The sequence below is a fragment of the Mesorhizobium sp. M6A.T.Cr.TU.014.01.1.1 genome, assembly GCF_004022765.1.
GTDB classification, from domain to species: domain Bacteria; phylum Pseudomonadota; class Alphaproteobacteria; order Rhizobiales; family Rhizobiaceae; genus Mesorhizobium; species Mesorhizobium mediterraneum.
The window spans coordinates 135,371-159,856 of sequence record NZ_RZPG01000016.1 but is presented as its reverse complement, the minus strand read 5'-3'; the positions used below and the strand labels follow the sequence as shown (position 1 = coordinate 159,856).

Annotated in this window: 16 protein-coding genes and 1 pseudogene; 13 read left to right on the top strand and 4 right to left on the bottom strand. The window is 57.9% G+C overall.

The window, feature by feature from the left end; genetic code table 11:
- Both EN885_RS19495 and EN885_RS34710 read right to left on the bottom strand, forming a co-directional pair.
- Positions 1-694 (bottom strand): annotated as a pseudogene (locus tag EN885_RS19495) (calcium-binding protein); the annotation flags it as partial.
- Between the two features lie 251 nt (positions 695-945).
- On the bottom strand, positions 946-2,649 hold the full coding sequence (locus EN885_RS34710; protein ID WP_128335205.1) for a calcium-binding protein: 1,704 nt from the start codon (positions 2,647-2,649) through the stop codon (positions 946-948).
- Positions 2,650-3,753: 1,104 nt separating this feature from the next.
- Between EN885_RS34710 and EN885_RS19485 the strand changes: the two genes are divergently transcribed.
- The 6 genes from EN885_RS19485 (at position 3,754) to EN885_RS19460 (ending at position 13,871) form a co-directional block, all read left to right on the top strand.
- The gene (locus EN885_RS19485; protein ID WP_095485555.1) at positions 3,754-4,977 is read left to right on the top strand and encodes a glycosyltransferase family 4 protein; all 1,224 of its coding nucleotides are present in this window, start codon (positions 3,754-3,756) and stop codon (positions 4,975-4,977) included.
- A complete protein-coding gene (locus EN885_RS19480) occupies positions 4,974-6,242 on the top strand; it encodes a polymerase (RefSeq protein ID WP_128242282.1) in 1,269 nt (422 codons plus the stop codon). The genes EN885_RS19485 and EN885_RS19480 overlap by 4 nt, the downstream gene beginning before the upstream one ends.
- Before the next feature lie 4 nt (positions 6,243-6,246).
- Positions 6,247-8,244 carry an asparagine synthase (glutamine-hydrolyzing) gene (gene asnB, locus EN885_RS19475; RefSeq protein WP_128242281.1) on the top strand — a complete coding sequence of 666 codons (1,998 nt, stop codon included), beginning with the start codon at positions 6,247-6,249 and terminating at the stop codon, positions 8,242-8,244.
- A gap of 1 nt (position 8,245) precedes the next feature.
- Positions 8,246-10,465, top strand: coding sequence for an exopolysaccharide transport family protein (locus EN885_RS19470; protein WP_128242280.1), 2,220 nt, complete (start codon positions 8,246-8,248; stop codon positions 10,463-10,465).
- A gap of 73 nt (positions 10,466-10,538) precedes the next feature.
- Positions 10,539-12,758, top strand: a complete 2,220-nt coding sequence (locus EN885_RS19465; RefSeq protein ID WP_128242279.1) for a lipopolysaccharide biosynthesis protein — start codon at positions 10,539-10,541, stop codon at positions 12,756-12,758.
- A gap of 36 nt (positions 12,759-12,794) precedes the next feature.
- Positions 12,795-13,871 carry an AAA family ATPase gene (locus EN885_RS19460; protein ID WP_245493105.1) on the top strand — a complete coding sequence of 359 codons (1,077 nt, stop codon included), beginning with the start codon at positions 12,795-12,797 and terminating at the stop codon, positions 13,869-13,871.
- A gap of 265 nt (positions 13,872-14,136) precedes the next feature.
- Here EN885_RS19460 and EN885_RS19455 read toward each other — a convergent pair whose 3' ends face one another.
- Positions 14,137-14,847, bottom strand: coding sequence for a helix-turn-helix transcriptional regulator (locus EN885_RS19455; protein ID WP_095485208.1), 711 nt, complete (start codon positions 14,845-14,847; stop codon positions 14,137-14,139).
- A 307-nt stretch (positions 14,848-15,154) separates the two neighbouring features.
- On the opposite strand from EN885_RS19455, the gene EN885_RS19450 reads away from it, so the two are divergent.
- Complete coding sequence (locus tag EN885_RS19450; RefSeq protein WP_348631645.1) at positions 15,155-16,852, top strand: PAS domain S-box protein; 1,698 nt, start codon at positions 15,155-15,157, stop codon at positions 16,850-16,852.
- 97 nt (positions 16,853-16,949) lie between these two features.
- Here the strand turns inward: EN885_RS19450 and EN885_RS19445 are convergent, their stop codons facing one another.
- Positions 16,950-17,633, bottom strand: coding sequence for a response regulator transcription factor (locus EN885_RS19445; protein WP_128242277.1), 684 nt, complete (start codon positions 17,631-17,633; stop codon positions 16,950-16,952).
- 634 nt (positions 17,634-18,267) lie between these two features.
- Here EN885_RS19445 and EN885_RS19440 point away from each other — a divergent pair.
- The 6 genes from EN885_RS19440 to EN885_RS19415 all read left to right on the top strand — a co-directional run bounded on the left by EN885_RS19440 (position 18,268) and on the right by EN885_RS19415 (position 24,468).
- Positions 18,268-18,990, top strand: coding sequence for a sugar phosphate nucleotidyltransferase (locus EN885_RS19440; protein ID WP_095485205.1), 723 nt, complete (start codon positions 18,268-18,270; stop codon positions 18,988-18,990).
- 47 nt (positions 18,991-19,037) lie between these two features.
- The gene (locus tag EN885_RS19435; RefSeq protein WP_095485554.1) at positions 19,038-20,174 is read left to right on the top strand and encodes a DegT/DnrJ/EryC1/StrS family aminotransferase; all 1,137 of its coding nucleotides are present in this window, start codon (positions 19,038-19,040) and stop codon (positions 20,172-20,174) included.
- 68 nt (positions 20,175-20,242) lie between these two features.
- Positions 20,243-20,866: a sugar transferase gene (locus tag EN885_RS19430; protein ID WP_245329852.1), complete on the top strand. Its 624-nt coding sequence runs from the start codon at positions 20,243-20,245 to the stop codon at positions 20,864-20,866.
- A gap of 74 nt (positions 20,867-20,940) precedes the next feature.
- On the top strand, positions 20,941-21,945 hold the full coding sequence (locus tag EN885_RS19425; RefSeq protein ID WP_128242276.1) for an SDR family NAD(P)-dependent oxidoreductase: 1,005 nt from the start codon (positions 20,941-20,943) through the stop codon (positions 21,943-21,945).
- Positions 21,942-23,219 (top strand): hypothetical protein, encoded by a 1,278-nt coding sequence (locus EN885_RS19420; RefSeq protein ID WP_128242275.1) that lies wholly within the window; start codon positions 21,942-21,944, stop codon positions 23,217-23,219. Before EN885_RS19425 ends, EN885_RS19420 begins: the two co-directional genes overlap by 4 nt.
- Positions 23,206-24,468, top strand: coding sequence for a polysaccharide biosynthesis/export family protein (locus EN885_RS19415; protein ID WP_128242274.1), 1,263 nt, complete (start codon positions 23,206-23,208; stop codon positions 24,466-24,468). The genes EN885_RS19420 and EN885_RS19415 overlap by 14 nt, the downstream gene beginning before the upstream one ends.
- Positions 24,469-24,486 lie beyond the last annotated feature (18 nt).

Here is a 24,486-nt window from a genome sequence, read left to right as displayed (position 1 = left end):
TGTTGCCAAGCGAGGTTTCGCCGTTCTGCGAGGCCCATTTATAGGCCATGTCAAAGGCAGGATTGGGAACCAGCCTTTCCCAGTGGTCCATCATGGTCTGCATCTGGGACGTCGTGGGCATGACATACGATCCGCCCGTATTGGTCGCCCAGCCGCCGCCGCCAAACGCCTGATAGACTGGAATGATCGCGCTCTGCGGGATGCCTGCTTCCAACGCCGCAGCCACGGCTCTATCAATGTAGTTGAAGTCCACCGCAGTCGTGCGCACGGGATAAGGGTTTATCCCATAATAGTCGATGCCTGTGTTGGCAGGATTGTAGGTGTTGGAATAGTCCGAATCTGCGAACGACCCCATGTCCATCAGGGTGATAAAAGTCTTGGCGCCCGGAAAATGGGAATGGATCCAGTCGGATTCCGCCTTCAGGTTGGCAGCGCTGACTTGGGTATGGTATCTGCCGGTGGGATCAGGCTCGTCGGTCAGGAAAAATCCCAAAACCTTCGGATTGCCGATGAGAGGCGTTACCTTGTCGATAAAGGACTGGGTTACCCCGTTGCTCTCGCCGAGCCAGATCAGGGCCTTCGAGCCATCCGGCAATGCGTTGACCGATGACGCGTATTGAAGATCGACCAGGTTGAAGCCAGTGGCCGCGGCCTGGGCCGCTGAGGCGCCCCAGGTGAAGTGCATTGTGGCCATGCGAATATCCTCGTCTGATTCGGAAGCCCCCGATCCCTGCCTACTCGACGGCCCATATTAGCGCCTAATCAATTAGCGACACGCCATTGATAGAATCATTGATCTTCGACGGAGCTGTCATTTGATTTGACTGACGGTCCGCGCCAGAGCATTCACGCTCGCCAAAGAGACAGGCTTCAAGGTGCAGTTTGTCCACCTGTCTCTGTAGGTGACCGCGGGCCCTGGCGCGGTCTCGTTTGCCGCTAGCTCCTTCAGGTCACAAAGAATGAGGCTGCGTTAAGCGACAGATCGGGTGAGAGAGTGGCGAACTGTGTTTGAGACGCACCGCCGATCCCGTCACTGTCGAAGGAGAGCGCTCCAGTCGAACTGTTGTAGATGATGTGGTCGGCGCTATCATCCGCGGCCTTACCCGCAAAGAAAGCGTCGGATGTGAGCGTGCCCAACTTGAGCCCGGCAAAAATCGCGTCGTCGAGGTGGATCCTGTTCTGGGACGAATTGAAGTCGGTAATCCTGTCGACATTGCCGTCACCAAGGGCGCTATTGAAGACAAAAATGTCGTTGCCGCCAAAGCCGCTCAACTTATCGGCACCGCCGCCGCCGTTGATGACGTTGGCGCCGGCATTGCCCTGGATGGTTTGGGCCAATTCGTTGCCGGTCAGGTTGATTGCCGTGGTGCCGGCGTCCTTCGTGGTGCCGAGGACTTCAATCGAAGAGCCGGCTGAGAGCACATAGCTCACAGAGGTCCACACCCTGTCTTGACCTTGGCCAGAGGACTCGACCACCTCGTCGCCGGCATTGTCGGCATAGTAATCGTCGTTGCCGCCAAAGCCGTTCAACTTGTCAGCACCGCCGCCGCCGTTGATGACGTTGGCGCCGGCATTGCCCTGGATGGTTTGGGCCAATTCGTTGCCGGTGAGGTTGATCGCCGTGGTGCCGGCGTCCTCAGTGGTGCCAAGGACTTCAATCGACGAGCCGGCTGAGAGCGCATAGTCCACAGCGGTCCACACCCTGTCTTGACCTTGGCCAGCGGACTCGATCACCCTATCGCCGGCATTGTCGACATAGTAATCGTCGTTGCCGCCATCAGGCACGGGAGTAGGAGTAGGCGTAGCAAGGTCGGGCACGGGCGTAGGCGTAGCAAGGTCGGGCACGGGCGTAGGCGTAGCAACGTCAGGCACGGGCGTAGGCGTAGCGACGTCAGGCACGGGGGTAGGCGTAGCAAGGTTGTGTTCCCGGAAAACAGCCTGCAGCTCCGGTGAGCTCTCGAGCGCGGTATCGCCTTCCTGTGAACCCCAGGCGTAGGCAAAGTCGAAGGCGGGATCGGGAACCAGCTGTTCCCAGTGGTCCATCATCGTCTCCAGCTGATCCGTCGTCGGCATGACATATTTGCCGCCCGTGTTGGTCGTATAATTGCCGCCGCCAAACGTCTGGTAGACCGGAACGATCTGGCTGGTCGGGATGCCCGACTCCACCGCTGCAGCCACGGTTCTGTCGATCATGTCGTAGTCGACCGTGTCTGTGCCCGTGCGCACCGGATATGGATCTATTCCGAACAGATCGATATGCGTGTTGTCATAGTTGTAGGTATTGGAAAAATCCGGCTCGGCGGCAGACCCCATGTCCATCGCGGTGATGAAGGTCTTGGCTTCTGGCATACGAGAGTGGATCCAGTCGGATTCGGCTTTCAGATCCTCAGCGTCTACCTGTGTGTGGTATTGGCCGGTGGGATCCGGCTCGTCGACGAGAAAAAACCCAAAAACCTTCGGATTGCCAAGGAAGGGGGTGACTTTGTCGATAAAGGACTGGGTTACGCCCTCGCCCTCGTTGAGCCAGACCATAGCCTTCGTGCCATCCGGCAGCTCGTTGACCTGATCAACGTATTGAACGTCAACCAGATTGAAGCCGGCGCTTGCGACTTCGGTGGCGGATCCACCCGCTGCAAAATGAAGTGCCATTTATATTCCTTTTTCTTAGCGCCCCGCGGTGCCTGCCTACTAGATGGCGTATATTAGCAACAAATCAAATACCCGCACCCTTCTGATAGATTCGTTGATCGCCGACAGGATTGCCGCACGGAAGCGAAAATTCTACTTATGACAACCGACCGGTTCGAGATCAAAAAAAGCGGTTTTTCATCGCAGTCTCTAAACGCCTATTAAGATAAATTATATTTTCAGCGAATTGATCTTGGTAACTATTTATATGAACTTGCCTTCAAAAATACTTTGCTATGAGTGGTTTGGCTTTTAATATGATTTGGACGGCGCCGAAGCTGGTAGGTTATGATGGTGCCTTGGCGGTGCTGACCCCGCTGAAGTGGCGTGGCAAAAATCGGATTTTTGACTGCCGACAACTAGAGGCCATAAATAGAACGGCAGGCAGAATAGCTCTTCTGCACAATATGCGCACTTGCCTGCGAGCAAATCCGATCACGTTAAGCTAGGTTCTGGGCCGGGCCATGTCCTCTGCTGTCGCAACCAAATTTGTTGTGGACACAGTGGGCGGGTGCTCGCTTACAACCGATAAAACTAAGGTTGCCGACATCGGAGTAGTCGAGTTTGGCTTAGCTGCCAGTCGCGGGAAGGCAGCCAAGACGGATGTGACTGTGATGCGGCTCAACCAGCATACCTAGGCACCGGCCCAGACGGAGGTCTAACAACCGACGGCTGTCGGAAGCGCAGTATTCGGTTGCCCGCCCATGGGCGAATGTGCCCGCAGGATTCCTCAACTTCCACGCGTAAATGACCCCGCCGCCCCCTCATTGCGCAGGAGGATATGCGCGTCAAGACGGCCCGCCATACGGTCTCGGTACCACACCTGTGCAGGTCCTTGGTGCGGATTGTCGCGCCAAGCCGGGAGACCTAACGGCCTGAAGCTCGCAACACCTTGATCCAAATGCGGTTTGCCTCATTCAAACAGACGAGGACAGTAGGCAAGCCTGCCCTTACCGTGACTTGGCATCTTACGCGCAGAAGAAGCGAAACCAAGATCATGAAGGCAGAAGCAAAAGCCGGCCACTTCCCGCGATTGGGAGACGGCGCATGGTCGGGAGAGGCAGGATGAACCCGCATCTCATGTGCGTGGGAGGCGAGGATCACGCCTTAAGAATTCCGTTCCTGATGTCGCTGCGCGAAAGGGGTTTTCGGGTCACTGCCGTCTCCAGTGGTGCTGAAGCCGCGTTTTTGCGACATGGCATTCCGCATCGCAGCTATGGTTTCGACCGATTTGCCAGCAGTAGCGGGGGATGGGGGGCCATCAGAGCGATTCGAAAATTAATGTCGGAACTGCGACCGGACATTGTCCAAAGTTTCGACACCAAGCCGAACCTGCTGACGCCGCTTGCGGCGCGCGGGAAGGTTCCAGTGATCCGCACGATCAATGGTCTGGGCTGGACATTCTCGTCGCTGGAGCCACGGGCTCTGGCCCTACGTCCAATCTTTTGCGGACTGCAATGGCTCTCGTCCTTCTGGACGGCTGCGACGGTCTTCCAAAATCAGGACGATCAGGCTTTCTTTGAGCGCTACCGACTAATCCGACGCGGCAGCGGGCGGCTGATCCGCAGTTCTGGAATCGACGTCGATGCGTTCGCCATGGCAAGGCACCTTGCCCCGTCGGCGATGAAAATGCGCGAAGAGTTTGGGCTCCAGTCCGCCGAAGTCGTAATTTTTGTCGGCCGGCTGACCCGCCAGAAGGGCATCCCGACACTCCTCAAAGCAGTTCCACGCATCCTGTCGAAAAGGCCTGATGCACGTTTCGTGCTTGTCGGCCCATGGGAATCTGAGGGGCCCTTTGCCGTCGATAAATCGGATATCGATCAATATGCACCCCATGTCATAGCCTTGGGTCCACGACGCGATGTTCCAGCCCTTCTTGGCATGGCCGATCTGTTCGCCTTTCCGACGCAATATCGGGAAGGGATTCCGCGCGTCTTGCTCGAGGCAGGACTGGCGGGATTGCCTATCGTCGCCTCAAGGATGCCTGGCTGCAATGACGTGGTTGAGGACGGATGGAACGGCTATCTCGTCCCACCGCACGATGCTGATGGGCTTGCGTCTCGAATAATAGACATCTTGTCCGACCGCGGCCGTGGAAAGGTCATGGGCGGTCGTTCCGTCGAACTGGTCCGGGAGCAGTTCGCGCTGCCGCGGGTGGTCGATCAGTATTGCGATCTGTACAAAAATGTCCTTAGCGCCGAATCCCACGGCGGTCTTGCTCGACCGGCGTCCCCGGTCTTGCTCAAAGAAAATGCCGCAAACCGCGAATTGGGTGGAGCGCCCCGATGATCCGGAGCGCGTTGCTGGCCGCCGGCATTTCGATGGGCTATGCGGCGCAGATCAGTGTTCCGGGACTGCACCTCGGATATACCGAATTGTTCCTATCGCTCTGGATCATGCTGTCGATCGGGCGCGTAGTCGTTGGTGGTCGCCTGGAGGCGACGCCGGCCCTGTTCCGTCTTGTGACCTTCTGGCTGATCATGACGTTTGCTCAGGGGGTCGGGGCCATTGTCGGTTTGCTGACCACGACGGTTCTGGACCTCTCGGGACCGATTCACGACACAATGGCCTACCTGCTGTTGGCCAGCGTCACCTGCCTGGCCGCTGCGGAGCCCGACGCTGGTCGCCATCTGCGCCGCACTGCCTGGTGGGCGATCGGGATAGTGAGTGCATGCTTTACCTTTCAGTTGGCACTTGGGTGGGGTTGGATCCACCAATCCGGTGTCAATCCCTGGTTCTGGGATCGCTTCACCGGCTGGTCCGAGAATCCGAACCAACTCGCGATCTATTGTGCACTTTTTGGCCCCCTGGCCTTACATCTTGCGACGACCACAAGCAGTCCATGGGGAAGGTTGTTTGGGTTCAGCAGCCTTGTACTGACCGTCTATGTCGGAAGGCTGACAAGGAGTGATGCGTATCTTCTTACAAGCGTCCTGACCTGCCTGATATTTCTAGGGCTGCGGGTTCGGACATGGCTCACGACCGGTGACAAGGTCGGCGTTTCCCGGCAAGTCGCCGTGCTCTTGATGATCGGCTTCCTCCCCCTGGCGATGTCGATGACGCCTTACGTGCTCAAGGACATGAGCAGCGTCGAAAATTTCGCCAAGAGCCTCAGCAAGGGGGGGGGCGGCGAGGAGACCGCCTCAACCGCTACACTTCGCGTCAGGCTCTGGGGTGATGCAGTCTACAAGGGCGTGACGTCAGCGTCACTTGGCCTCGGTCCCGGCCCGCATGTGGCCCGCCCCTCCGTCTACTATCGGCAGTTTCTGCCCGAACCTTTCGAGGCCCACAACACGGTACTCGATCTGTACACTCAAGGTGGTCTGATTGCGATCCTGGCCCTGTTTTGGATCGTCGGCTCGGCCGCCATGTCAGCATGGCGTGCGAAGCTCGACGCGCTTTTTGCGCTGGTGGTGGCGATCATGATTTACGGGTTTCCGCACCTGATCATCCGCCACCCGATCGTTTGGTTTGGGCTGACCCTCTGTCTCGTTGCCGGAACGCCGCGAGCAGCTTCGGTAGCTTCTAGAAAAACATCCACGGACTTGGGGTGACGGGATGTGTGGGATCACCGGAATTCTTCTTGCAACCGATGCGGCCAGTGCGAAGCCGCTGAGGGCAATAGCGCAAATGACGACAGCCCTTCGTCATCGTGGGCCTGATGGCTACGGCTTCTGGCGAGATCGGGAAGCCGGCGTTGCCTTCGGCCACAGGCGTTTGGCCATCGTCGACTTGTCGGAAGCAGGACACCAGCCGATGCATTCGGCAACTGGCCGATATGCCATCACCTTTAACGGCGAAATATACAATTTCCACGACCTGCGCCGCGAACTTGAAGGCGCGGGCCATCGTTTCCGCAGCACCTGCGATACCGAGGTCTTGCTGTGCGCGATTGAGAGTTGGGGGCTCGATGCCGCACTCAAGCGCTTCGCCGGCATGTTCGCCTTTGGATTGTGGGACAGGGAGACCAGGACCCTTCATCTCGCCCGCGATCGAATGGGCAAGAAGCCGCTTTACGTTGCTTCAACACGCGACGCGCTCGTTTTTGCCTCCGAGTTGAAGGCGATCAACTGCTTTCCAGGTTTCTGTCAGGAACTCGATCTCGATGTCGCCACGACGATGCTGTCGAGGGGATGGGTACCGGATGACAAGTGCATCTGGCGAGGCGTATTCAAGTTGCCGCCTGGTTCGGTACTGTCCGTAACGGCCGCAAATTTTACCGAGGCGCGCAGTGCCGCGTCGCTTTCGGATCGCATCCGGTACTGGTGGTCGCTGGCCGACACCGCCACGAAGGGTAGGGCGGACCCGATTGTCGGCACCGATGAAGAACTGACGAATGAGCTCGATGTCCTGCTTCGACTTGCCGTTCGGGAGCGCATGATCGCTGACGTCCCGCTGGGAGCCTTCCTGTCGGGGGGGATAGACAGTTCAGCCGTTGTTGCCCTGATGCAAGCGCAGTCGGAGAAGCCGGTGCGCACATTCACCATAGCTTTCGGAGAGTGCGGGTTCGATGAGGCTCCGCACGCTGCGGCGGTCGCCCGACATCTGGGCACCGACCATACCGAACTCCACCTTTCCAGCGCGGCCGCGCAGGAGGTCATTCCAGAACTGCCGCAAATTTGGGACGAACCGTTCGGCGACGAATCGCAGATACCAACTCTGCTCGTGGCGAGGCTCGCTCGCCAGCACGTTACGGTGGCTCTGACGGGCGACGGCGGCGACGAATGCTTCGCCGGCTACGCTCGCCACCTTATGGCAGCTCGAGCGAGACGACTGCATACGCTGCCGTCGCCGCTGCGTCAGACGCTTGCTGCAGGTGTTGGATTGCTTGCTCGTGCAGCCCGTCACGATCTCGTCGGTAAGCTGCCGCTTTCGGTGCATGCCCGGCACGCGCTGCGGAGCGACCGGTTGGATCGCCTGGCTCGGCTGCTCGCAGCGGCAGATGAGAACGAATTGTATCAGCGGCTCAGTGGATCATCGACCGAGAACCTCACCCATCAGAAAACACCCGTATCGGTTCAGGGCGAACCTCCGTTTGATGATCTGCTGTCCCGTCTCTTGTACGATGACATGGTCGGCTACCTGCCTGGCGACATAATGGTGAAGCTGGATCGCGCCAGCATGGCCGCCGGCCTCGAGGGACGATGCCCGCTTCTCGACCATCGCGTTGTCGACTTCGCCTGGCGCCTACCGGCGGACGTAATGGTGCGCCACGGCAAAGGCAAGTGGCTCCTTCGTCAGTTGCTGCATCGGTATGTTCCCGAGCGGCTGATCGATCGTCCGAAGCAAGGTTTCGATGTTCCCATAGCAGTCTGGCTGAGAGGTCCGCTGCGCATCTGGGCCAGCGATGTTCTCACCGACATGCGCCTCTCCGGAGACGGGATATTCGACTTTGCAAAGGTCGAGGCGTGCTGGCGAGATCACTTGGATGGAAGGCAGGATCATTCTCGTGATTTGTGGGCGGCGTTGATGTTCCAGGCCTGGCGCAACGAGGCCCGTAGGGCACCGGCGCCAGCAACGGACCTGCGTCGCGTGTTCGAACTGGCAGGAGTGTAAGATGGAAGGTTCCATAGTCAGCCGCAAGCAACTTCCGCGCGCCACTGAGATGCACGTTGCCGCGCACGAGACCAGGCCGCGCATGAGGCGCCCGCTGCCTGAGCCGATGGACACGCAGGCCCCGATCCATCAGCTACTCACGACCATCGCGAGGAGAAAATGGTTCCTGCTCGCCATGGTAGCCCTGGGCGGTGTTTTGGCCGGGCTTGCGGGTTTGGCAGTTCCCGTCGGGTATGAGGCGAGCACGCAAGTTATTCTCGATGCTCCGAGCAGGAACGGGCCCGCCGGCGCGGAACCCGCCTCGGAGATGCTGGATGCCAGCATTGACGACAATATAACCATGCTGTTGTCGCAAGGAAACCTGCGACGCGTGATGGCAGCGCTGCGCAAGACGGAGGCTGGCAGTACTGCTGAACAAGGTGATGCCGGAACTGGAAATTCTCGTCCCAACCCCGCTCGTGGCGACCGGCCGAATTTGCGCTCATTTGCAGACGGTCTGTTGGGCGGAATTTTGCCGCAGAGCAAGCCGGACGCTGCGGATGCGGCTGAACTAAAGGCGTTGCGGAAGGGCATGAGGGTTGGCCAGGAGCTGCGATCGAGAGTCATCAGCATAGGCTTTACCGATCCGGATCCGGCGCGAGCCGCAATGGTAGCTAATACATTCGCCCAATCGTACATCGACGATCTCGCAAAGAGACGTCAGGCAGCGGACAGAGTGGAACTCACCTCGATAGTCGCTGCCCTGCCAGGTGTGCAACGCGATCTGGCAGCAGCGACCGATCGCCTGGAAAAGTATCGGCTGAGCCATGGTGCAATCGACCAAGGTGCTGCGGACAACGCCGCTAAGGAGACGGCTGAACTCAGCCAGCAGATTTCCTTGTCGAAAGCAGATCTCTCCGCCACGGAATCTCGCCTTCGACGTATTCAGGAACTGCGAAAGGAGGGGGCATCGGTCGCCTCGCTCGCTCAAGCCATCGGATCGCCGGTGTTGGCCGAATTGGCGGCTCGCCAGGCCAATGATGCGGCAGATAAAAATCTGCGCGATGCGATCAATCGCGAGATCGAACAAGCCACCGCTCGGATCGCAGCGGAGGCCAGCATCTACCGTGCCCAAATTGCAGCTCTGGAAAGCCGCAAGGATGTGCTCGATGCGGTTGTGGCCGATACCGCGGGCCGGCTGTCCGGGCTGCGTGCGCTGGAGCCGCCGGTCAGTATCTTGACGCAACGATACAACCAGCTTCTGACCCAACAACAGGAATTGATACGGCGCATCGCAACTCCCTCGGCCGGAGTGTCGGTCCTTTCGGCGGCATGGCCGCCGACGAATCCAAAGACCCTGTCGCCGATTTTCCTTATTCCACCCGGTATGGTTGTGTTTGGGCTTCTTGGCGGCGTCTTCGTTGTTATTCGCAACCGCCTCGATCAGACCTTGCGCGGCGAGGCCGAAACTGAAGCAGCGCTCGGGGTTCCATGCTTGGGGCTGATACCACAAGCTCCCACGATGCACGCCAAGCGGCTGAAGCAGCTGGTTTTAGCGCAGCAGAGGTCCAGATACAGCCGCGCCGTGACGTCCCTGCTTATCGCCGCGGCGCCCAAGCAAGCGGGGGATCGCTCGTCGCACGTCATTCTCGTAACGTCCAGCGTCCAGGATGATGGCAAGACCGAGCTTGCATGGAGCCTGGCCTTGGCAGCCACCCGACTGGGGGGACGAGTGCTTTTCCTCGATCTTGACCGTACGGGCGCCCGCCTCACGAACGAATTCCTGGACGAATTCAAGGCTCTCAAGCCTCACTTTTTCTTCGGAGACTATGTGAGTGAACGCTGTGCCTTGCGCGATGCAATCGCGGGAATGCCTGAAATCGGAATCGACTTCATGGCTCTCGCACCCTCGGAGGATCTGCTGGCATTGCTTTCCACGGCCGACAGTTCCCTGTTCACGGATGAGTTGCACTCGATCTACAGCGTCGTCATCATAAATGGACCGGTGGGACTTGGAGGACCGGAGGCCGGGCTTCTGACTGGCTGGGCTGATGCGGTTCTTTTCGCCGTTCGCTGGGGCAGGACGCGACGCAGCATGGCGCGTGGGGTTTTGGAAACGCTTGCGAGCGATGCGTCGGTTTCGGTCCCTGTGGGGAGCGTTCTCACGCAGGTTAATCTCAAGAAGCATGCCAGTTACCAGTTCAGGGACAGTGCTGATCTTTTGCTTGAGGAACCATCATGAGCGTCACAAGCGGACGTCGAAGCAACGACGGTCGCGGAAATCGCGCGGGTATTGCCACGATCGGATTGGACCCATGATCATTGAACTCTTCGGACCGCCTGGATCCGGCAAGAGAACGTTCGCTCACGCCCTTGCCCGGCGACTGCGCGGGGAGGGGTACCAGGTCACGGTCGCCCTCAGTCACCGTCCTCGCGAGAGGGGATCGAGCGTCGATCTCGGAATCTTCCTGGCAATTTTCAGGATCATATCGGCAATATTTTCAACATCAAAAATCCTGCTTTCTCCAAGAGGCAGGATCAAGGATCTTTCAACGTCCCTTTCCATAATAAGAATGATGCCGCCAAAAAAACGAATATGGCGAGCTCGGCTCTGGCAGCACATTTTGAAGCTTTCGCGCCGCTGGGATGAGGCGAAGCAATCCAGAGATGTGGTCATATTCGATCAGGGCTACGTCCAGGCGATCGCGTCGCTGGCAATGTTCAATGGAACCGCAGACAGGGCCGCCCTCGCAAAGGCGCTCAGCCTCGCGCCCGCGGCTGATTTCACGCTCAGAGTTGTTGCGCCACGCGCGATCGTGGAGACACGCTTGCAGCAGCGGATGGAGCATGAAGCGCCTGCGGAACGAATTTTCGAGGCAGACTTTGACACAAACATGCGCGCTTTTGGGGTGTTTCAAAGCATAAATGAAATCCTTGTCGCGTCCGACCGAAAAGTCATTCCGATCCGAACTCTCGACGATGAGTCGTCGTTAGAAGGCATTCAATGTGTCGAGCGGAAGATAATCTCGAAAATTGTGGAAGCCGGAGGTGGACCTGCGGCCAAAGCCAGCCAAGACCACGAGACATTCGACGCTGACCCAAGCGACATCGACGATTGTAATCCTGTGAAGACCGCACGAACCTCTGTGGCCTCTCTTGCCGCGGTGGATATAGTTTTGTCTCACAAGAAAGACATGGGCCGGAGCCTCGGCTACGCCAGTATTTTCGCTCTGATGATCTATATCGGCGGTGCTGGGTTGACCAGCTTGGCGCAGTTGTTGATTGCCCGCCTCGTCGGTTCCACCAGCTATGGCATCTATTCCTATGTCCTGGCCTGGACCTCCGTGCTCGGCTATCTTGCAACGCTTGGTTTCAATATTTCCTTACTGCGCTTCGTGTCCACCTATAGGGCAAACGGGCGGCTTGACCTGGCACATGGTGTAGTCAGGTTCGCTCTGCAAAGATCGCTGGCGGCGGCGACACTGTTCGGCATGATCGGCGCCGTTCTGATCTTTTTCTTTTCAGATCCCTCCCACAAGGAACTTGAAATCAGCCAGCTCCTTGGCATGGCCGCGGTCCCTTTGGTCACCGCCTCCGCATTGGGCGCAGCACTTATCCGTGCCTTCGGCGGTGGTGTCTCAGCCCTTTTGCCTGAACGCATCGTGCGCGACGGCCTGTTGTTGATGTTGCTGGGAGTCGCGGCCTTTTCCGGATCATGGACCCTCAACGCACCCTTGGTGATGCAGGCGGTGCTGGCAAGTTCGGGCATCACGGTCGGACTGGTGTTCATCATGGTGGCAAAATTTCAGCCGCCTGGCTTGCGGCACACTCAACCCAGCGACGCGTCGCAAGAGTGGTGGGCGGCGGTTCCACCAATCATGCTCATGGCTGGGCTCGATATTTTCATCAGTCGGGCTGGGGTTATGGTGCTCGGCTGGACAGGTCATATTCGAGACGCAGGAATCTTCGCCTTGGGACTGAACGTCGCGTTGCTTGTGAGTCTTGCCCTCGTGGCCGTCGGCGTGATGTTTTCGCCGGCAGCGGCTGCCCTTCATACCCGAGGCGATCGGAAGGGTCTGCAGCAGTTGTTTTCACGAGCCGCCATACTTTCCGCTGCCGGCGCCATAGCGATGGCTATCCCGCTGGTTGTGATTGTTAAACCTCTCATGAACTGGTTCGGTGACGATTTCAGCACAGGAGCACCCATCGCGCGGGTGCTGATCTTCGGGTATGTCTTTGTCGCGCTGTGCGGGCCCCAGCTGAATCTCTTGACCATGACCGGAAACGAATGGGCAGCAGCAGCAGCCATGATCGTTGGCGCGACTGCCGGCATCATAGGCTGTGCGGCAGGAATCGAGCTTTACGGTCCGCTGGGCGCCGCAGTAGGTTTGGCGCTTGCATTGGCCGTTTGGAACGTGGTTATGGCAATCTATATCAGCAAACGACTGAAGATCATGCCTGCGCTGATCTTTGCGCTAGCGTCGTTCAGAACAAACGCAGTCGACGGCCGGCAACGGTATTGGTTCATGCGCTGATCGCGCGAGAGTATCGCCACCAACGGATTCGACCCCATGATCATTGAGATCTTCGGACCGCCCGGATCTGGCAAGACAACGTTTGCTCACGAGCTTGCCCGGCGACTGCGCAGGGAAGGATACCACGCCGAGGTTGTCCTCAGTTACCAGCCTAGCACCAGGGAAGGAAGGTTCGATCTGGGAATCTTCCTGTTCATTTCCAGAATTCTGGCTGCGGTATTTTCAACTTCAAAAATATTGCTTTCTCCGAGAGGAAGAAGCAATCTTTCGACATCCCTTTCCATGATCAGAATTCTTCCGCCAAAAAAACGAATGTGGCGCGCCCGGCTCGGGCAATATATATTGAAGCTTTCGCGCTGCTGGGATCAAGCGAAGCAATCTAGAGACGTAATAATATTCGATCAGGGCTATATCCAAGTGATTGGGTCCCTGGCAATGTTCAACGAAACCGCAGACAATGTCACGCTTGCAAAGGCGCTCAGCCTAGCGCCAGTCGCCGATTTCACGCTCCGAGTTGTGGTGCCACAAACGATCGTGGAGACACGCTTGCTGCAGCGGATGGAGCATGAACCGCCTGCAGAGCGAATTTTCGAGGCAGATCTCGATACGAACCTTCGCGCTTTTGGGGTGTTTCAAACCATAAATGACATTCTCGTGCAATCGAACCGAAAAATAATTCCAATCGAAACGCTCAGCAACCAATCATCGTTAGAGAGCATTCAGTCAGTCGAGCAGAAAATAATCTCGAAGATCTTGCAGACCGGAGGTGGACCTACGGCCAAACGCGGCCAAGGCCATGAAAGGCTCGACGCTGACGCAAGCGATATTGACCATCGCAGCGATCCGAAGTCCACCCGAGTCTCCGCGGCCTCCACTGCTCCAGCGGATATAGTTTTGCCCTACAACGAAGACATGGGTCGGAGCTTTGGCTACGCCAGCATCTTCGCTCTTTTGATCTATATCGGTGGTGCGGGGTTGACCAGCTTGGGCGCAGCTGTTGATTGCGCTGTAGCCAGGTTTGCTCTGCAAAGATCCCTGGCGGCGGCGACACTGTTCGGCATGATCCGCCGCTTTGACCTTTTTCTTTTCAGATACTGCTCGCAAGGAACTTGAAATCAGTCAAATTCTTGGCATGGCAGCAGTGCAACTGTTGGCCCCCGAGCGTCAGCGGCGGGGTCTCTAACGGGACAACACGTTCAAACCGAATTCGAAGGGCAACTTACTGGAACAGTTCCAAATTCCGGTTGCCTGAATCCTGTTGGATGCCGGCGCCCGGATCCCGAAAAGCGCAAACCGGCTTTCAGGAAGGATCATGGCAAAATAACAAGTTTAGAGTTCCATCCCTATCGGGATGGAACATGCTCTAGGCGGCGGCCCCTTATGGCAAGACCGAAATGCGCCCCAGAAGAGCCACCAGTTCCGCCTGACGTCTCGTCTCTGTCTTGGCGAAAAGCGAGGCAAGCTGTGAGCGGATCGTTGTGCGGCTGAGGCGCCAACTGCGGGCGATCTCCAACGGCGCATCGCCCTGAGCCAAGCGCAACGCCAGGTGTGTTTCTGCGCTCGTCAAGCCAAACATCCTTTGCAGTGTCTGAGGATTTGGTCCCGATCTGTTCTCACGGTCCAGCAATGCCACGATGCTGGTTCCGTCAGGAGCGATAAGTCCGTTCTCTTTCAGTATCACCGGCCTGTCGCCTCTGCTGCGGATCACCACCCAAGACAATGAGCCCGGCAGGAAATGAGCCGGAACATTTGCGATCAGCCGCCTTAGAGCTATCGAAAGCCCACCGGCTGTTTCAGCCGCTTCGCCCTGGCGCTCCAGCGTGGTTTGAGCGGCTGCGTTCCATTCGATTACTTTTCTTTCGCGGTTCAGCACGAGATAGCCACAGCCGATGCGATCAAGCATGCCGGTGATGGATTCCAGGCTGCGTCTCCTTGGTTCGTCGACCCCTGCGTCCGCACGATCTGCTGCACGCGCTGAAGGATAAGCATATGAGGGCCGCGCCATCTTCGCCTCAGCGTTATACTTGGCGCCCATCGCAATGTATCGGTTGCCCGCAACAGCATCACTGTGTCTATCGATCAGAGTCATTTTTCCAACCTTCCCCAAGGTTCACTATCCCGAAACAAATTATTCGGGATTTACAAACAAACTTTTATGTATAGGGCTCACAAGAATGGGCCCTATCTAACTTAAAATTCGATATATTCTGAGGAGTTCTGACCAAGTCATGCTCCCCCGCCCTGATAAAATGCGCGCTGTGATAGTGGTATGGCAATCCGGCAGTCGTACTAGGTTGTACGTTTTTTGCTCTAGTCTCGACGGCCTAGTTAAAAGGTTGTAGCCTATGCCTATGAACTCGCATTCTCGCAGGTGGAATTCGGACCCGTCAGCCAGATTGCTAACTCATATTGCGTCCGCATCGGTACTAGTCGCCACACTGATATTCGAAACAAAAGCGTCAGTATACATTGGGGAAGGCTCAAGTTTTCTAGAGTTTATTCCAGCTATTATTATCATTTCCTATCTTGAAGACCGCGCGCCCGCGCTTGCCGCGACGATCCTGATGGTGGCAGCCGGCCTATGGGCACGGGGCACCCTGCATGGTCAGATCTCCAGCGAAGATTGGGCGCGCGCCATCCTGCTTCTGGTTTCGGGCGGGGTGATTGCCATGACGTTCCATCGGCTGCGCCAGGACTTGCGTGAGCTGCTGGAAATCGCCGAGGTCAGGCTCTCCGCCGTCGAAGCAACCGAGAGCCGCTACCGTTGGGCCTTCGAACGTGCTGCCATGGGATTTGCAAACACCAACGAGGATGGTGAGCTGCTGCAATCCAACAGACGTCTTTGTGAGATGACAGGTTACAAGGAGGAGGAGCTTGCCCATTTGCGGCTCAGGACACTCGTTCATCCGGCCGACCGCGATGCCTTGGCGCAGTTGTTGGCGGGCCTGGGTAACGACAGTGCTTCGTTCGCTTCGGAGGTTCGTCTGACACGAAAGGACGGCACGGCATTCTGGGCTCGGCTAACCCTGTCTTCGTCCATGCCCGATGGGGTGCTCTCAGAGAGCATCTTCGTGGTGGTCGACGATATTTCGGAACGGCGGGCTGCACACGAAGCGCTTCGGGCTCAGAAGGAGTGGCTAGATCTCGCTTTGTCTGCTGGACGCCTGGCCACGTGGCGGATCGATCTTAAAGACGGGATCGTCACCGGCTCGGGCACGTTCTGGGACATTCTCGGGCTGCCCCCAGCGGCTAGCCGCCGCCTCGAGGACCTGACGGCCGTCATTCATCCGGCGGACTGGCCAAAGCTGTTGGCATCAAGAAAGCTCGCATCGGTCACGAACTACGACGTCGAGATTCGCGTCCGACGACCGGACGGCCATATCCGCTGGGTTGCCTTACGCGGAAGGGAAGAGAAATACGATGATCGTCTACAGCGGCTCGGAGTGGCCGCCGACCTGACGGAGCGACGACAAACCACACTGCTGCGCGCCGCGGCAAAGAAGCGGGAGCGCATTATGCTGGAACAACGTCACAGATTCAGCAACCTGTTCCCAGTGATCACGGCGCTCGTGAACATGGTCGATGTTCCCGAAAACAATGTCGCCAAGTACAAGGAGACGCTCATCGACCGGATTCGTGCGCTCGAAGCAACGCATCTGCTGCTGTCACGCAACGGCAATGCGTCGGGGATGCTCCACGATCTCGTTGTCCAGGAGTTGCAGCCGTATATGGGGACACGCGACATATCGATCAGCGGTCCCTCCGTGGTGATATCAGGCGGCGCCGCCGAGAGCTTTGCGATGATTGTTCACGAGCTGACGACCAATTCCTTGAAACATGGAGCGCTTGGCGATCCAAAAGGCCGGATCGAAGTAAATTGGACGTTCGCATCGGAAGATGCGGGCAGTGACATCGTGTTCAATTGGGTGGAATCGGGGCGGCGGCGGACTTCAAGCGTTGTCCGTCATGGTTTTGGTTCCATGATAATCGGGGTGGATGGGGCGCCGCTTGTCGGTCACTCCCCCAAGCTGGAAATATCGGATCGCGGGCTCCGATATTCGCTACGGCTGTCACGCAAGGAAATCGGCCCCTAACGCATCCGCTCAAACATCGGCCCAAAAATCGAAATCGATTTTTGGAAAGCACGATGCGTAGAGCGTCCTGTGCGCGCCCAAAAGGAAGCGCGGCGCTCTAATTGATATTGTTGACATTGCTCGTAAGCCAGGTCTTCAGCATCACGGCAGCTTCGGTCCGATTGCGTACGCCAAGCTCACGCAGAACCGCAGCGGCATGGATTTTCGTCGTCGCTTCCGCGATTTCCAGATCGCGCGCGATTTCCTTGTTCGAATACCCTTCCGCCATCAGCTTGAGGACTTCCTTTTGCCTCGAGGTCAGCCTGCCCAGATTGCCGCTGGTGGTACGTCGATGTGGGATCTGCTCAGGGGGCGTAGGTGCGTGAGTTGCTTGCGCTGCACCCGGGCGTGAAAGAAGTGCAGGGACGTAGATGCGGCCCGAGAGAATTTCGTTGACGGCCATAACGACCTCCTCGTCTCTCTGCGACTTAACGATATAGCCGTGAAGTCCGATCGAAAGAGCCGTCAGTATCTCCGAGCGTGAATCGTTCCCGGAAACGATCGCAAATCGTGTATCCGGATAAGCCGACAGAATGCCGCTGAGCACTTCCTGATTGAACAATCCCGGCATGTTCAGGTCCAGGATCGCAAGATCAACGGACGCCTGTTCCGCCAGCAGACTAAGTACGGCATCGAAACACGACGCCTCAAATATCTCTACACCTGGAATGCCTGCGGTCAGTGCCAACCGCAAGCCACGACGATACAAGCCGTGATCGTCGGCGATGACGATTCGATACATTTGAACTACCCCAACGAAACCTGGAATGATTGAACGGTGATGGCCTTAAAGTCTGGCCAACCACTCGTCGATTCACCCAGTCAACACCCGCAGTGCCCCAACACCGCAAGCGTCATTTGCTAATATAATCCTAAATAACGGGAAACGCTCCTCTTATTTTTGAACCCTGCGAACGGAATCGGCTGACCTGTCGAATATCCGTTCTCAACCTCCAAGACCCGCGTCCCAACAGCTCGCTTCGATGCCACCACCACGCAATTGCCGGGTTGCCGTAGATCGTTCCGGCAATTGGTGGATATTTGGCTCATTGCAAGCACTCATTCGGGTTTGCCGGTCTCACGGCCACAAGCCGATCGGCCAAGAACTGACCGCTGAAGCGTGCTCCGAACCTGCCTCTGCGACAGCATGCCAGCCTTCATCGATCAGTGCGGTCATTGAATACCAGAATGTCTGAATCGCTACCATTCGAATGCACGACGACATCCCCCCCGACGGCCTCATACCATCAAGCTGCAAATATCCGGGTCAAGGCCGGCGGGAAGGCTCACCGGCTTTTAAGAGAACAAGAAAGCAACTTTCCGGATGCTGCGGCCGTGACAACAGCGCTGAGTTCGAGTGAACGTGGGAGGATCAGATGAAAGCAGTGATTCAATGTGGTGGAATGGGGACACGTCTTCGCCCCTTCACATCGGTCTTGCCGAAGCCGCTCATGCCGATTGGTGCCCGGCCGGTTCTCGAGATGCTTCTGAAATGGCTGCGACGCAATGGCATCCAAGAAGTCTACATCACAACCGGGTATCTCGGCCATTTGATCCGCACCGTGTGCGGAGATGGCTCGCAGTGGAACCTGAAAATTCGATACACGCAAGAAATGGAGCCGCTTGGCACCATCGGACCGCTTTCTTTGATCAGAGATGAGCTGACAGAGCCGTTCATAGTTCTCAACGGGGATGTCCTCACGGATCTAAGTCTCAGTCGATTTGTGGCAGCCCACCGCAAGCACAACGATCCGGTGACGATCGCCACAGCCTGCCGCCTGATCAAGATGGACTTCGGCGTCATCGATGAAGTCGACAATAGGGTGCAGATCTTTCGCGAGAAGCCGACGCTTTCGCACCTGGTCAGCATGGGAATCTACTGCATGAACCCAGACGTTCTGCAGTTTATTCCATCTGGCATTCCCTTCGGGTTTGACGACCTGATGCTGCAGATGATGCAGAACGGCACCACCGTCCACGTGTACAAGCATGATGGTCTCTGGCTCGATATCGGGCGCGTCGACGATTTCCAGAACGCGCAAGCCATTTCCTGGGAAGACCAGTCGGCCTCGATCGAGGTCACTGCCACGGCCGCATGACGAGATCACGAAGCCGATCCCACAGTCTAACAGTCTAGGAGGTTATGATGCTCTTGGTCAGTGCCCCAATTTTGGGTGTGCCGGAGAAGACAGCTTTGTCCAAGGTCATCGATAGCGGCTGGCTGACCATGGGAGAGCAGGTGAAAGCCTTTGAAGAGGCTTTTGCCAGTATGCATGGTGCGCAGGATTGCGTCGCGGTCAGTTCTTGCACTGCGGCGCTTCATCTCATTCTACATGCTCTCGGTATCGGACCAGGCGATGAAGTGCTGGTCCCGTCCATGACCTTCGTGGCGACCGCAAACGCGGTTCTCTACGTCGGTGCCACTCCGGTCTTTGTCGACATCGAGTCGGCCGACGTGCCGCTGATGTCGATCGTCGAAGCTGAAGCAAAATGCACTGCGCGCACTAAGGCGGTCATTCTCGTACATTTCGCCGGCTACCTCGCCAATCGGGAAGAATGGCAGAAGTTCGCCCGCGCCCGAGGACTGCAGATCATCGAGGATGCCGCGCATGCGCCCGGCTTGAAGGAAGTGGGTACATTTGGTGCCGCGGCGGCCTTCAGCTTCTATGGCAACAAGAACATGACCACGGCGGAAGGTGGGGCTGTGATTGCCCGAGACCCCAAGCTGCTTGAGACAATCCGCCAGGCCCGTGGGCACGGCATGACCACCGGGACACATCAGAGGCTGAACAGTCGCACGCCGCAGTATGATGTCACCATGCTCGGATTCAACTATCGCATGGATGAAATGCGCGCTGCAATCGGACTGGTCCAGCTGCAGAATTTGCAGGAATGGAATGAGATCAGGCGTATCCTGGTCATGCTATACCGGCGTCTCATCGCAAAACACTGCCCAGCCGTGACAGTCCCGTTCCACGAGCCGCGGACGTCGGCCTATCATATCATGCCTGTCCTTTTGCCGCGCTACGCTGACAGGCAAGACGTCATCGACGAATTGCGCAAGCAAGGAATACAAACGACCATCCACTATCCGCCGGTGCACCAGATGACGCTCTATCGCGAGCTTTTTCCCGGCACCCATTTGCCGCGGACAGAGGACTTTGCCCAGCGTGAGCTCACGCTGCCACTTCATCCCCAGATCACTGCGCCTGTGGTCGAGTCAGTGGCGACCGCTCTTGCCGCTGCGGTCAACAGCTGCGCCCAAGCAGGAACAGCAGCATGAATGCCTTGGATTTATCCATCCATCGACCTGTTGTCCCAAGCGCCGCCCATGGGCTTGCGAGACGAGCAATGGATCTCACCATCGCTACCGCAGCCGCCATAGTGTTCGCTCCGCTGATGCTGGTGATCGCTCTGGCGCTCTTGCTGGAAGGCGGCCGGCCTATCTTCTTTGCGCAGACCCGCGTGGGGGCCGGTGGGCGGCCATTCCGCATGTACAAGTTCCGCAAATTCGCCGTGCGATGCGATCCCGGTGGCCTGGCGCTGACCATGGCCGGAGACAGCCGCATGACGACAGTGGGGCGGTTTCTCGCCCTCACCAAGTTCGACGAGTTCCCGCAACTGTGGAATGTCTTCAGAGGCGAGATGGCTATCGTCGGACCGCGACCGGAGAGCCTTGTCTTCGCCGATTGTTTCCGCGGTGGCTTTGAGGCTGTTCTAAAATACAAACCGGGCTTGTTGGGTCCGGCCCAGGTTCTCTTCCGGCATGAAGCCCATTTTTATCCGCGATCCGAGGATCCGCTCCTTTTCTACCGTGAGGTCCTGTTTCCTGCCAAGGCCAGGCTTGACCTCGCCTATTATCCGCAGCGCACGGTCACCTCTGACATCATCTGGATGGCGCGCGGCTTTCTGGCGGTCCTCGGCCTGGCCTCGTCGCCGCCGATCAGCCCGGTCTCGCCGCCAATCGGCATGTGAGAGCAGTTTGGCATGGCCGCGCTCTGTTGGATTTGCGAGGTCGCCGCATCACGTCATAGGGGGAACGCTTAGTCATGAGCTACAGGGGTAGGAAAGTTCTGGTCACGGGTGCTGATGGGTTCATCGGGTCGCATCTCACCGAAGCGCTCGTTCGCAGTGGGGCGGATGTCACGGCGCTGGCTCTCTACAATTCCTTCGACAGTCATGGTTGGCTCGATGATTTGCCGGCCACCATTCGAAACCAGTTGAACCTCGTCCGCGGCGACGTCCGCGACAGCGCGTTCCTGAACCGGATCGTGCGTGGCCAGGCCGTTGTGTTTCATCTCGCCGCGCTTATCGCGATTCCATATTCATACGCGGCCGCCCAGTCTTATGTGGACACCAACATCCTGGGCACGGTGAACGTCCTCGAAGCGGCGCGCCAATGGGAGACAGAGCGTGTGGTGCACACCTCGACCAGCGAGGTCTATGGCACCGCACAGACCATGCCTATCCGCGAATCCCACCCGCTGCAGGGCCAGTCACCATATTCGGCATCCAAGATCGGCGCGGACATGATGGCAGAGTCCTACGCCAGGTCGTTCGACGTCCCCGTCGTGATTATGCGGCCGTTCAATACCTACGGCCCACGCCAGAGTGAGCGGGCTATCGTGCCGACCATCATACGGCAGGCCCTCGACAAAAATTGCCCGGCGATCATGGTCGGGGACACAAGCCCGATCCGCGACCTCACTTTCGTGGAAGACACGGCGGCGGCATTCCTGACCGCAGGTTCGGCCGAACTCGAATTTGGCCATGCCTACAATGCCGGGAGCCAGCGCGCTGCGACGATCTCGGACGTGTTGGATCTGGTGCTCGAGTTGAGTGGCTCCAAAAAGCCGGTCCATCGCGACGAACGCCGCCTGCGGCCGCAGAATTCCGAGGTCCGTGCCTTGCTGGCCGATTCTTCGCTCCTCGAAAGCAAGACTGGATGGCGGGCACAGACCAGCCTGCGCGATGGGTTGGAGCGAACCATCGGATGGTGGGAGGCGCGCCTCAGCGAAGGCCGCGTACGACACGAAATGGGTTATATGACATGACTTTTCACCCGCGTGTGTTGGCTGCGTTGTTGATTGCCGCGGGCATGTCGTTGGGTCTGTCCACGGTCGGAAGCCGGCAAAGCAGCGAGCAGGCACAATTTGCCGCGCCGGTGATGATGGATCTGCCGGATTATTTGCGCCCAGCGACGGATCCGGCGTTTGGGACCAGTTTCACGCGCATCACCAAGCCGGGAGTGCTTGGTAATGGGCTTGCATGCGAGAAGAACTATTGCACCCATCGGTATTCGAGTGCCCAAGCCTGGAATTCAGACCAGAGCCTTCTTGTCATCACCAACGGCTGTAGCGGCGGCATGTGCTTCATGGACGGGCACACATACGCGCCGCTGTTCCGTCGCGCTCGATCTATTGAATGCGAATGGCACCCTCAAAACGCCGATCTGATGATCTGCGTTCGGGGCCGGCAAGTGTCGACCTGGGCGCCACGGACCAATCGCGAAGACGTCCTGTTCGCTTCGACTGAATACCATGATTTCCATTTCGGGCCGGGCAAGGGCAATCCAAGCCGTGACGGTGATCGCATAGCGGTGCGCGCGGTGCGTGAGGATGGCGAGACGGTGGTCTTTGCCTACGATCTCAAGCAGCGGCGGAAATTCCCGGACATCGATCTTGGGCATCTTGGCGGAACCAATGGTGCCTGCTCGATTTCTCCGCTCGGAGCCAACATTCTATGCCTCCAGGAGATAGTCAGCGGCATCCAACAGGCCTTCATTTTCAGTGTCGAGGGCACTTTGCTCCAGAAATGGACGGAACATCATCGGCCCGGCCACGGCGACATGACAGTCGATGAGGACGGCAGCGAAGTCTATGTCGGCATCAGCAAGTCCGATCCGGACAAATATCACGTGATCAAGCGAAGGCTGTCCGACGGCAAGGTCACCCCACTTATGAAATACGGCGAAGCCATGCATGCATCCCTGCGTGCGCTGGACAGGTCTGGCTGGGTGTTCCTGACCTATGGCGGCGATCCGGATGAGGTGTCAGCCCGTCCAGACATGGCGCCATATGCACAGGAAGTGATCGCGCTGCGCATCGACGGCAGTGGTGAGATTCGACGCATCGCACAAACGAGAAGCACTCAGTTAGACTATCGAAGCGAAACTCATGCCTCGCCGTCGCCTGACGGCTCACAAATAGTCTGGTCGAGCAACTGGGGCGTGCCCGGCGGTCCCGTCTACGACTTCGTCTCCCGTGTCGATTGGCCGGAAGAGCCGACGTTGAACCGGAAGGAGATTGTCACCAATGGTCTTCACTAATCGAATCCTTCTTGCCGCGCTTGGTATACTGGCTGTCATCGATATGGCCACCGCAGCGGAGACGCGGGTTGCATATCGACTGTCCGCCGGCGATACCGTCGAGATAGGAATTGCCTCTATCCCGGAACGAACGCAGCGTGCCGTGGTTCAAATGGACGGCACGATCGCGCTTCCCGAAGTCGGGATGGTTTCGGTCGGCGGCCTCACTCCGGCCGAATTGCAGACGCGAATGGAGACGATCTTGCCAACCAAGATATTCCACCAGCGTCTGCCTGATGGGCGAGAGCAAATGATCGTCATCAAGCCGAGCGACGTCACCGCCGTCATCGCAGACTATCGCCCGATCTACGTGACCGGCGACGTGCTCACTCCCGGACAGCAGGCCTATCGACCGCTCATGACCGTGCGGCAGGCGATTGCCGTGTCTGGCGGTTTCAGCCTTCTGCGGTCACGGACAAACCAGGCTGGCCCAGATCCGGTGGATTTGCGGCGCGACTATGAATCGGCTTGGGGGGAGTACACCAGAGACTATTTTCATAGCGCCCGTCTGCGCGCCGAACTTCAGAACCAGGCGAATTTCGACATGAAGGCACCACAAGGGTCACCCTTGTCGGCCGCTTTCGTCTCGGCAATCGCCCAGGCTGAAGCAGAAGGGCTCAAGATCTCCCTGGACAACTTCCAGCAGGAACAAAGCTACCTCGAAAAAAGCGCCAAGGATGCCGCGGCTCAGATCGCGGTCCTGCTCAAGCGCGAGCAGGTCGAAGCCGATGCAGTGAAGGCGGACGAGGACGATCTGGCGCGAGTAACGAAGGTATTTAAGGCAGGCAATTTGACCAACGATAGGCTCGCCGACGCACGGCGCGGTGTGATTCTCTCTTCTAGCCGGGCGCTCGAAACGTCGGTCGAACTCATGAGAGCGCGACGCCAGCAGGATGATTTTGTCAGACAGCACGAACGCAACGGCAACCAGAGAAGAATTGGTCTTCTGACCGAACTGAAGGACACCAACGTGCGTCTTGCCGACATCACCGCAAGACTTCGCGCCGCCAGCCAGAAATTGCAGCCCACGGGGGCGTCCGCCCAGCCGCTGCCAGTTGCCGGCGAAACCATTCAGGCTCAGGTCACGATCATCCGCAAGGTCGGTGAGGAATGGCGTAAACAGCCGGCCGGAGAAGATACCGAGGTATCACCGGGCGACACGATAGAGGTAAGGTTCAGCAGCGGTCTCGAGAGCGTAGCGATCCAATAGAGCAATTCCAGGAAAAGT

Coding starts and splice junctions, on each gene's coding strand:
- EN885_RS34710 (WP_128335205.1), bottom strand. CDS start 2,649: ATGGCACTTCATTTTGCAGCGGGTGGATCCGCCACCGAAGTCGCAAGC.
- EN885_RS19485 (WP_095485555.1), top strand. CDS start 3,754: ATGAACCCGCATCTCATGTGCGTGGGAGGCGAGGATCACGCCTTAAGA.
- EN885_RS19480 (WP_128242282.1), top strand. CDS start 4,974: ATGATCCGGAGCGCGTTGCTGGCCGCCGGCATTTCGATGGGCTATGCG.
- asnB (WP_128242281.1), top strand. CDS start 6,247: ATGTGTGGGATCACCGGAATTCTTCTTGCAACCGATGCGGCCAGTGCG.
- EN885_RS19470 (WP_128242280.1), top strand. CDS start 8,246: ATGGAAGGTTCCATAGTCAGCCGCAAGCAACTTCCGCGCGCCACTGAG.
- EN885_RS19465 (WP_128242279.1), top strand. CDS start 10,539: ATGATCATTGAACTCTTCGGACCGCCTGGATCCGGCAAGAGAACGTTC.
- EN885_RS19460 (WP_245493105.1), top strand. CDS start 12,795: ATGATCATTGAGATCTTCGGACCGCCCGGATCTGGCAAGACAACGTTT.
- EN885_RS19455 (WP_095485208.1), bottom strand. CDS start 14,847: ATGACTCTGATCGATAGACACAGTGATGCTGTTGCGGGCAACCGATAC.
- EN885_RS19445 (WP_128242277.1), bottom strand. CDS start 17,633: ATGTATCGAATCGTCATCGCCGACGATCACGGCTTGTATCGTCGTGGC.
- EN885_RS19440 (WP_095485205.1), top strand. CDS start 18,268: ATGAAAGCAGTGATTCAATGTGGTGGAATGGGGACACGTCTTCGCCCC.
- EN885_RS19435 (WP_095485554.1), top strand. CDS start 19,038: ATGCTCTTGGTCAGTGCCCCAATTTTGGGTGTGCCGGAGAAGACAGCT.
- EN885_RS19430 (WP_245329852.1), top strand. CDS start 20,243: ATGGATCTCACCATCGCTACCGCAGCCGCCATAGTGTTCGCTCCGCTG.
- EN885_RS19425 (WP_128242276.1), top strand. CDS start 20,941: ATGAGCTACAGGGGTAGGAAAGTTCTGGTCACGGGTGCTGATGGGTTC.
- EN885_RS19420 (WP_128242275.1), top strand. CDS start 21,942: ATGACTTTTCACCCGCGTGTGTTGGCTGCGTTGTTGATTGCCGCGGGC.
- EN885_RS19415 (WP_128242274.1), top strand. CDS start 23,206: ATGGTCTTCACTAATCGAATCCTTCTTGCCGCGCTTGGTATACTGGCT.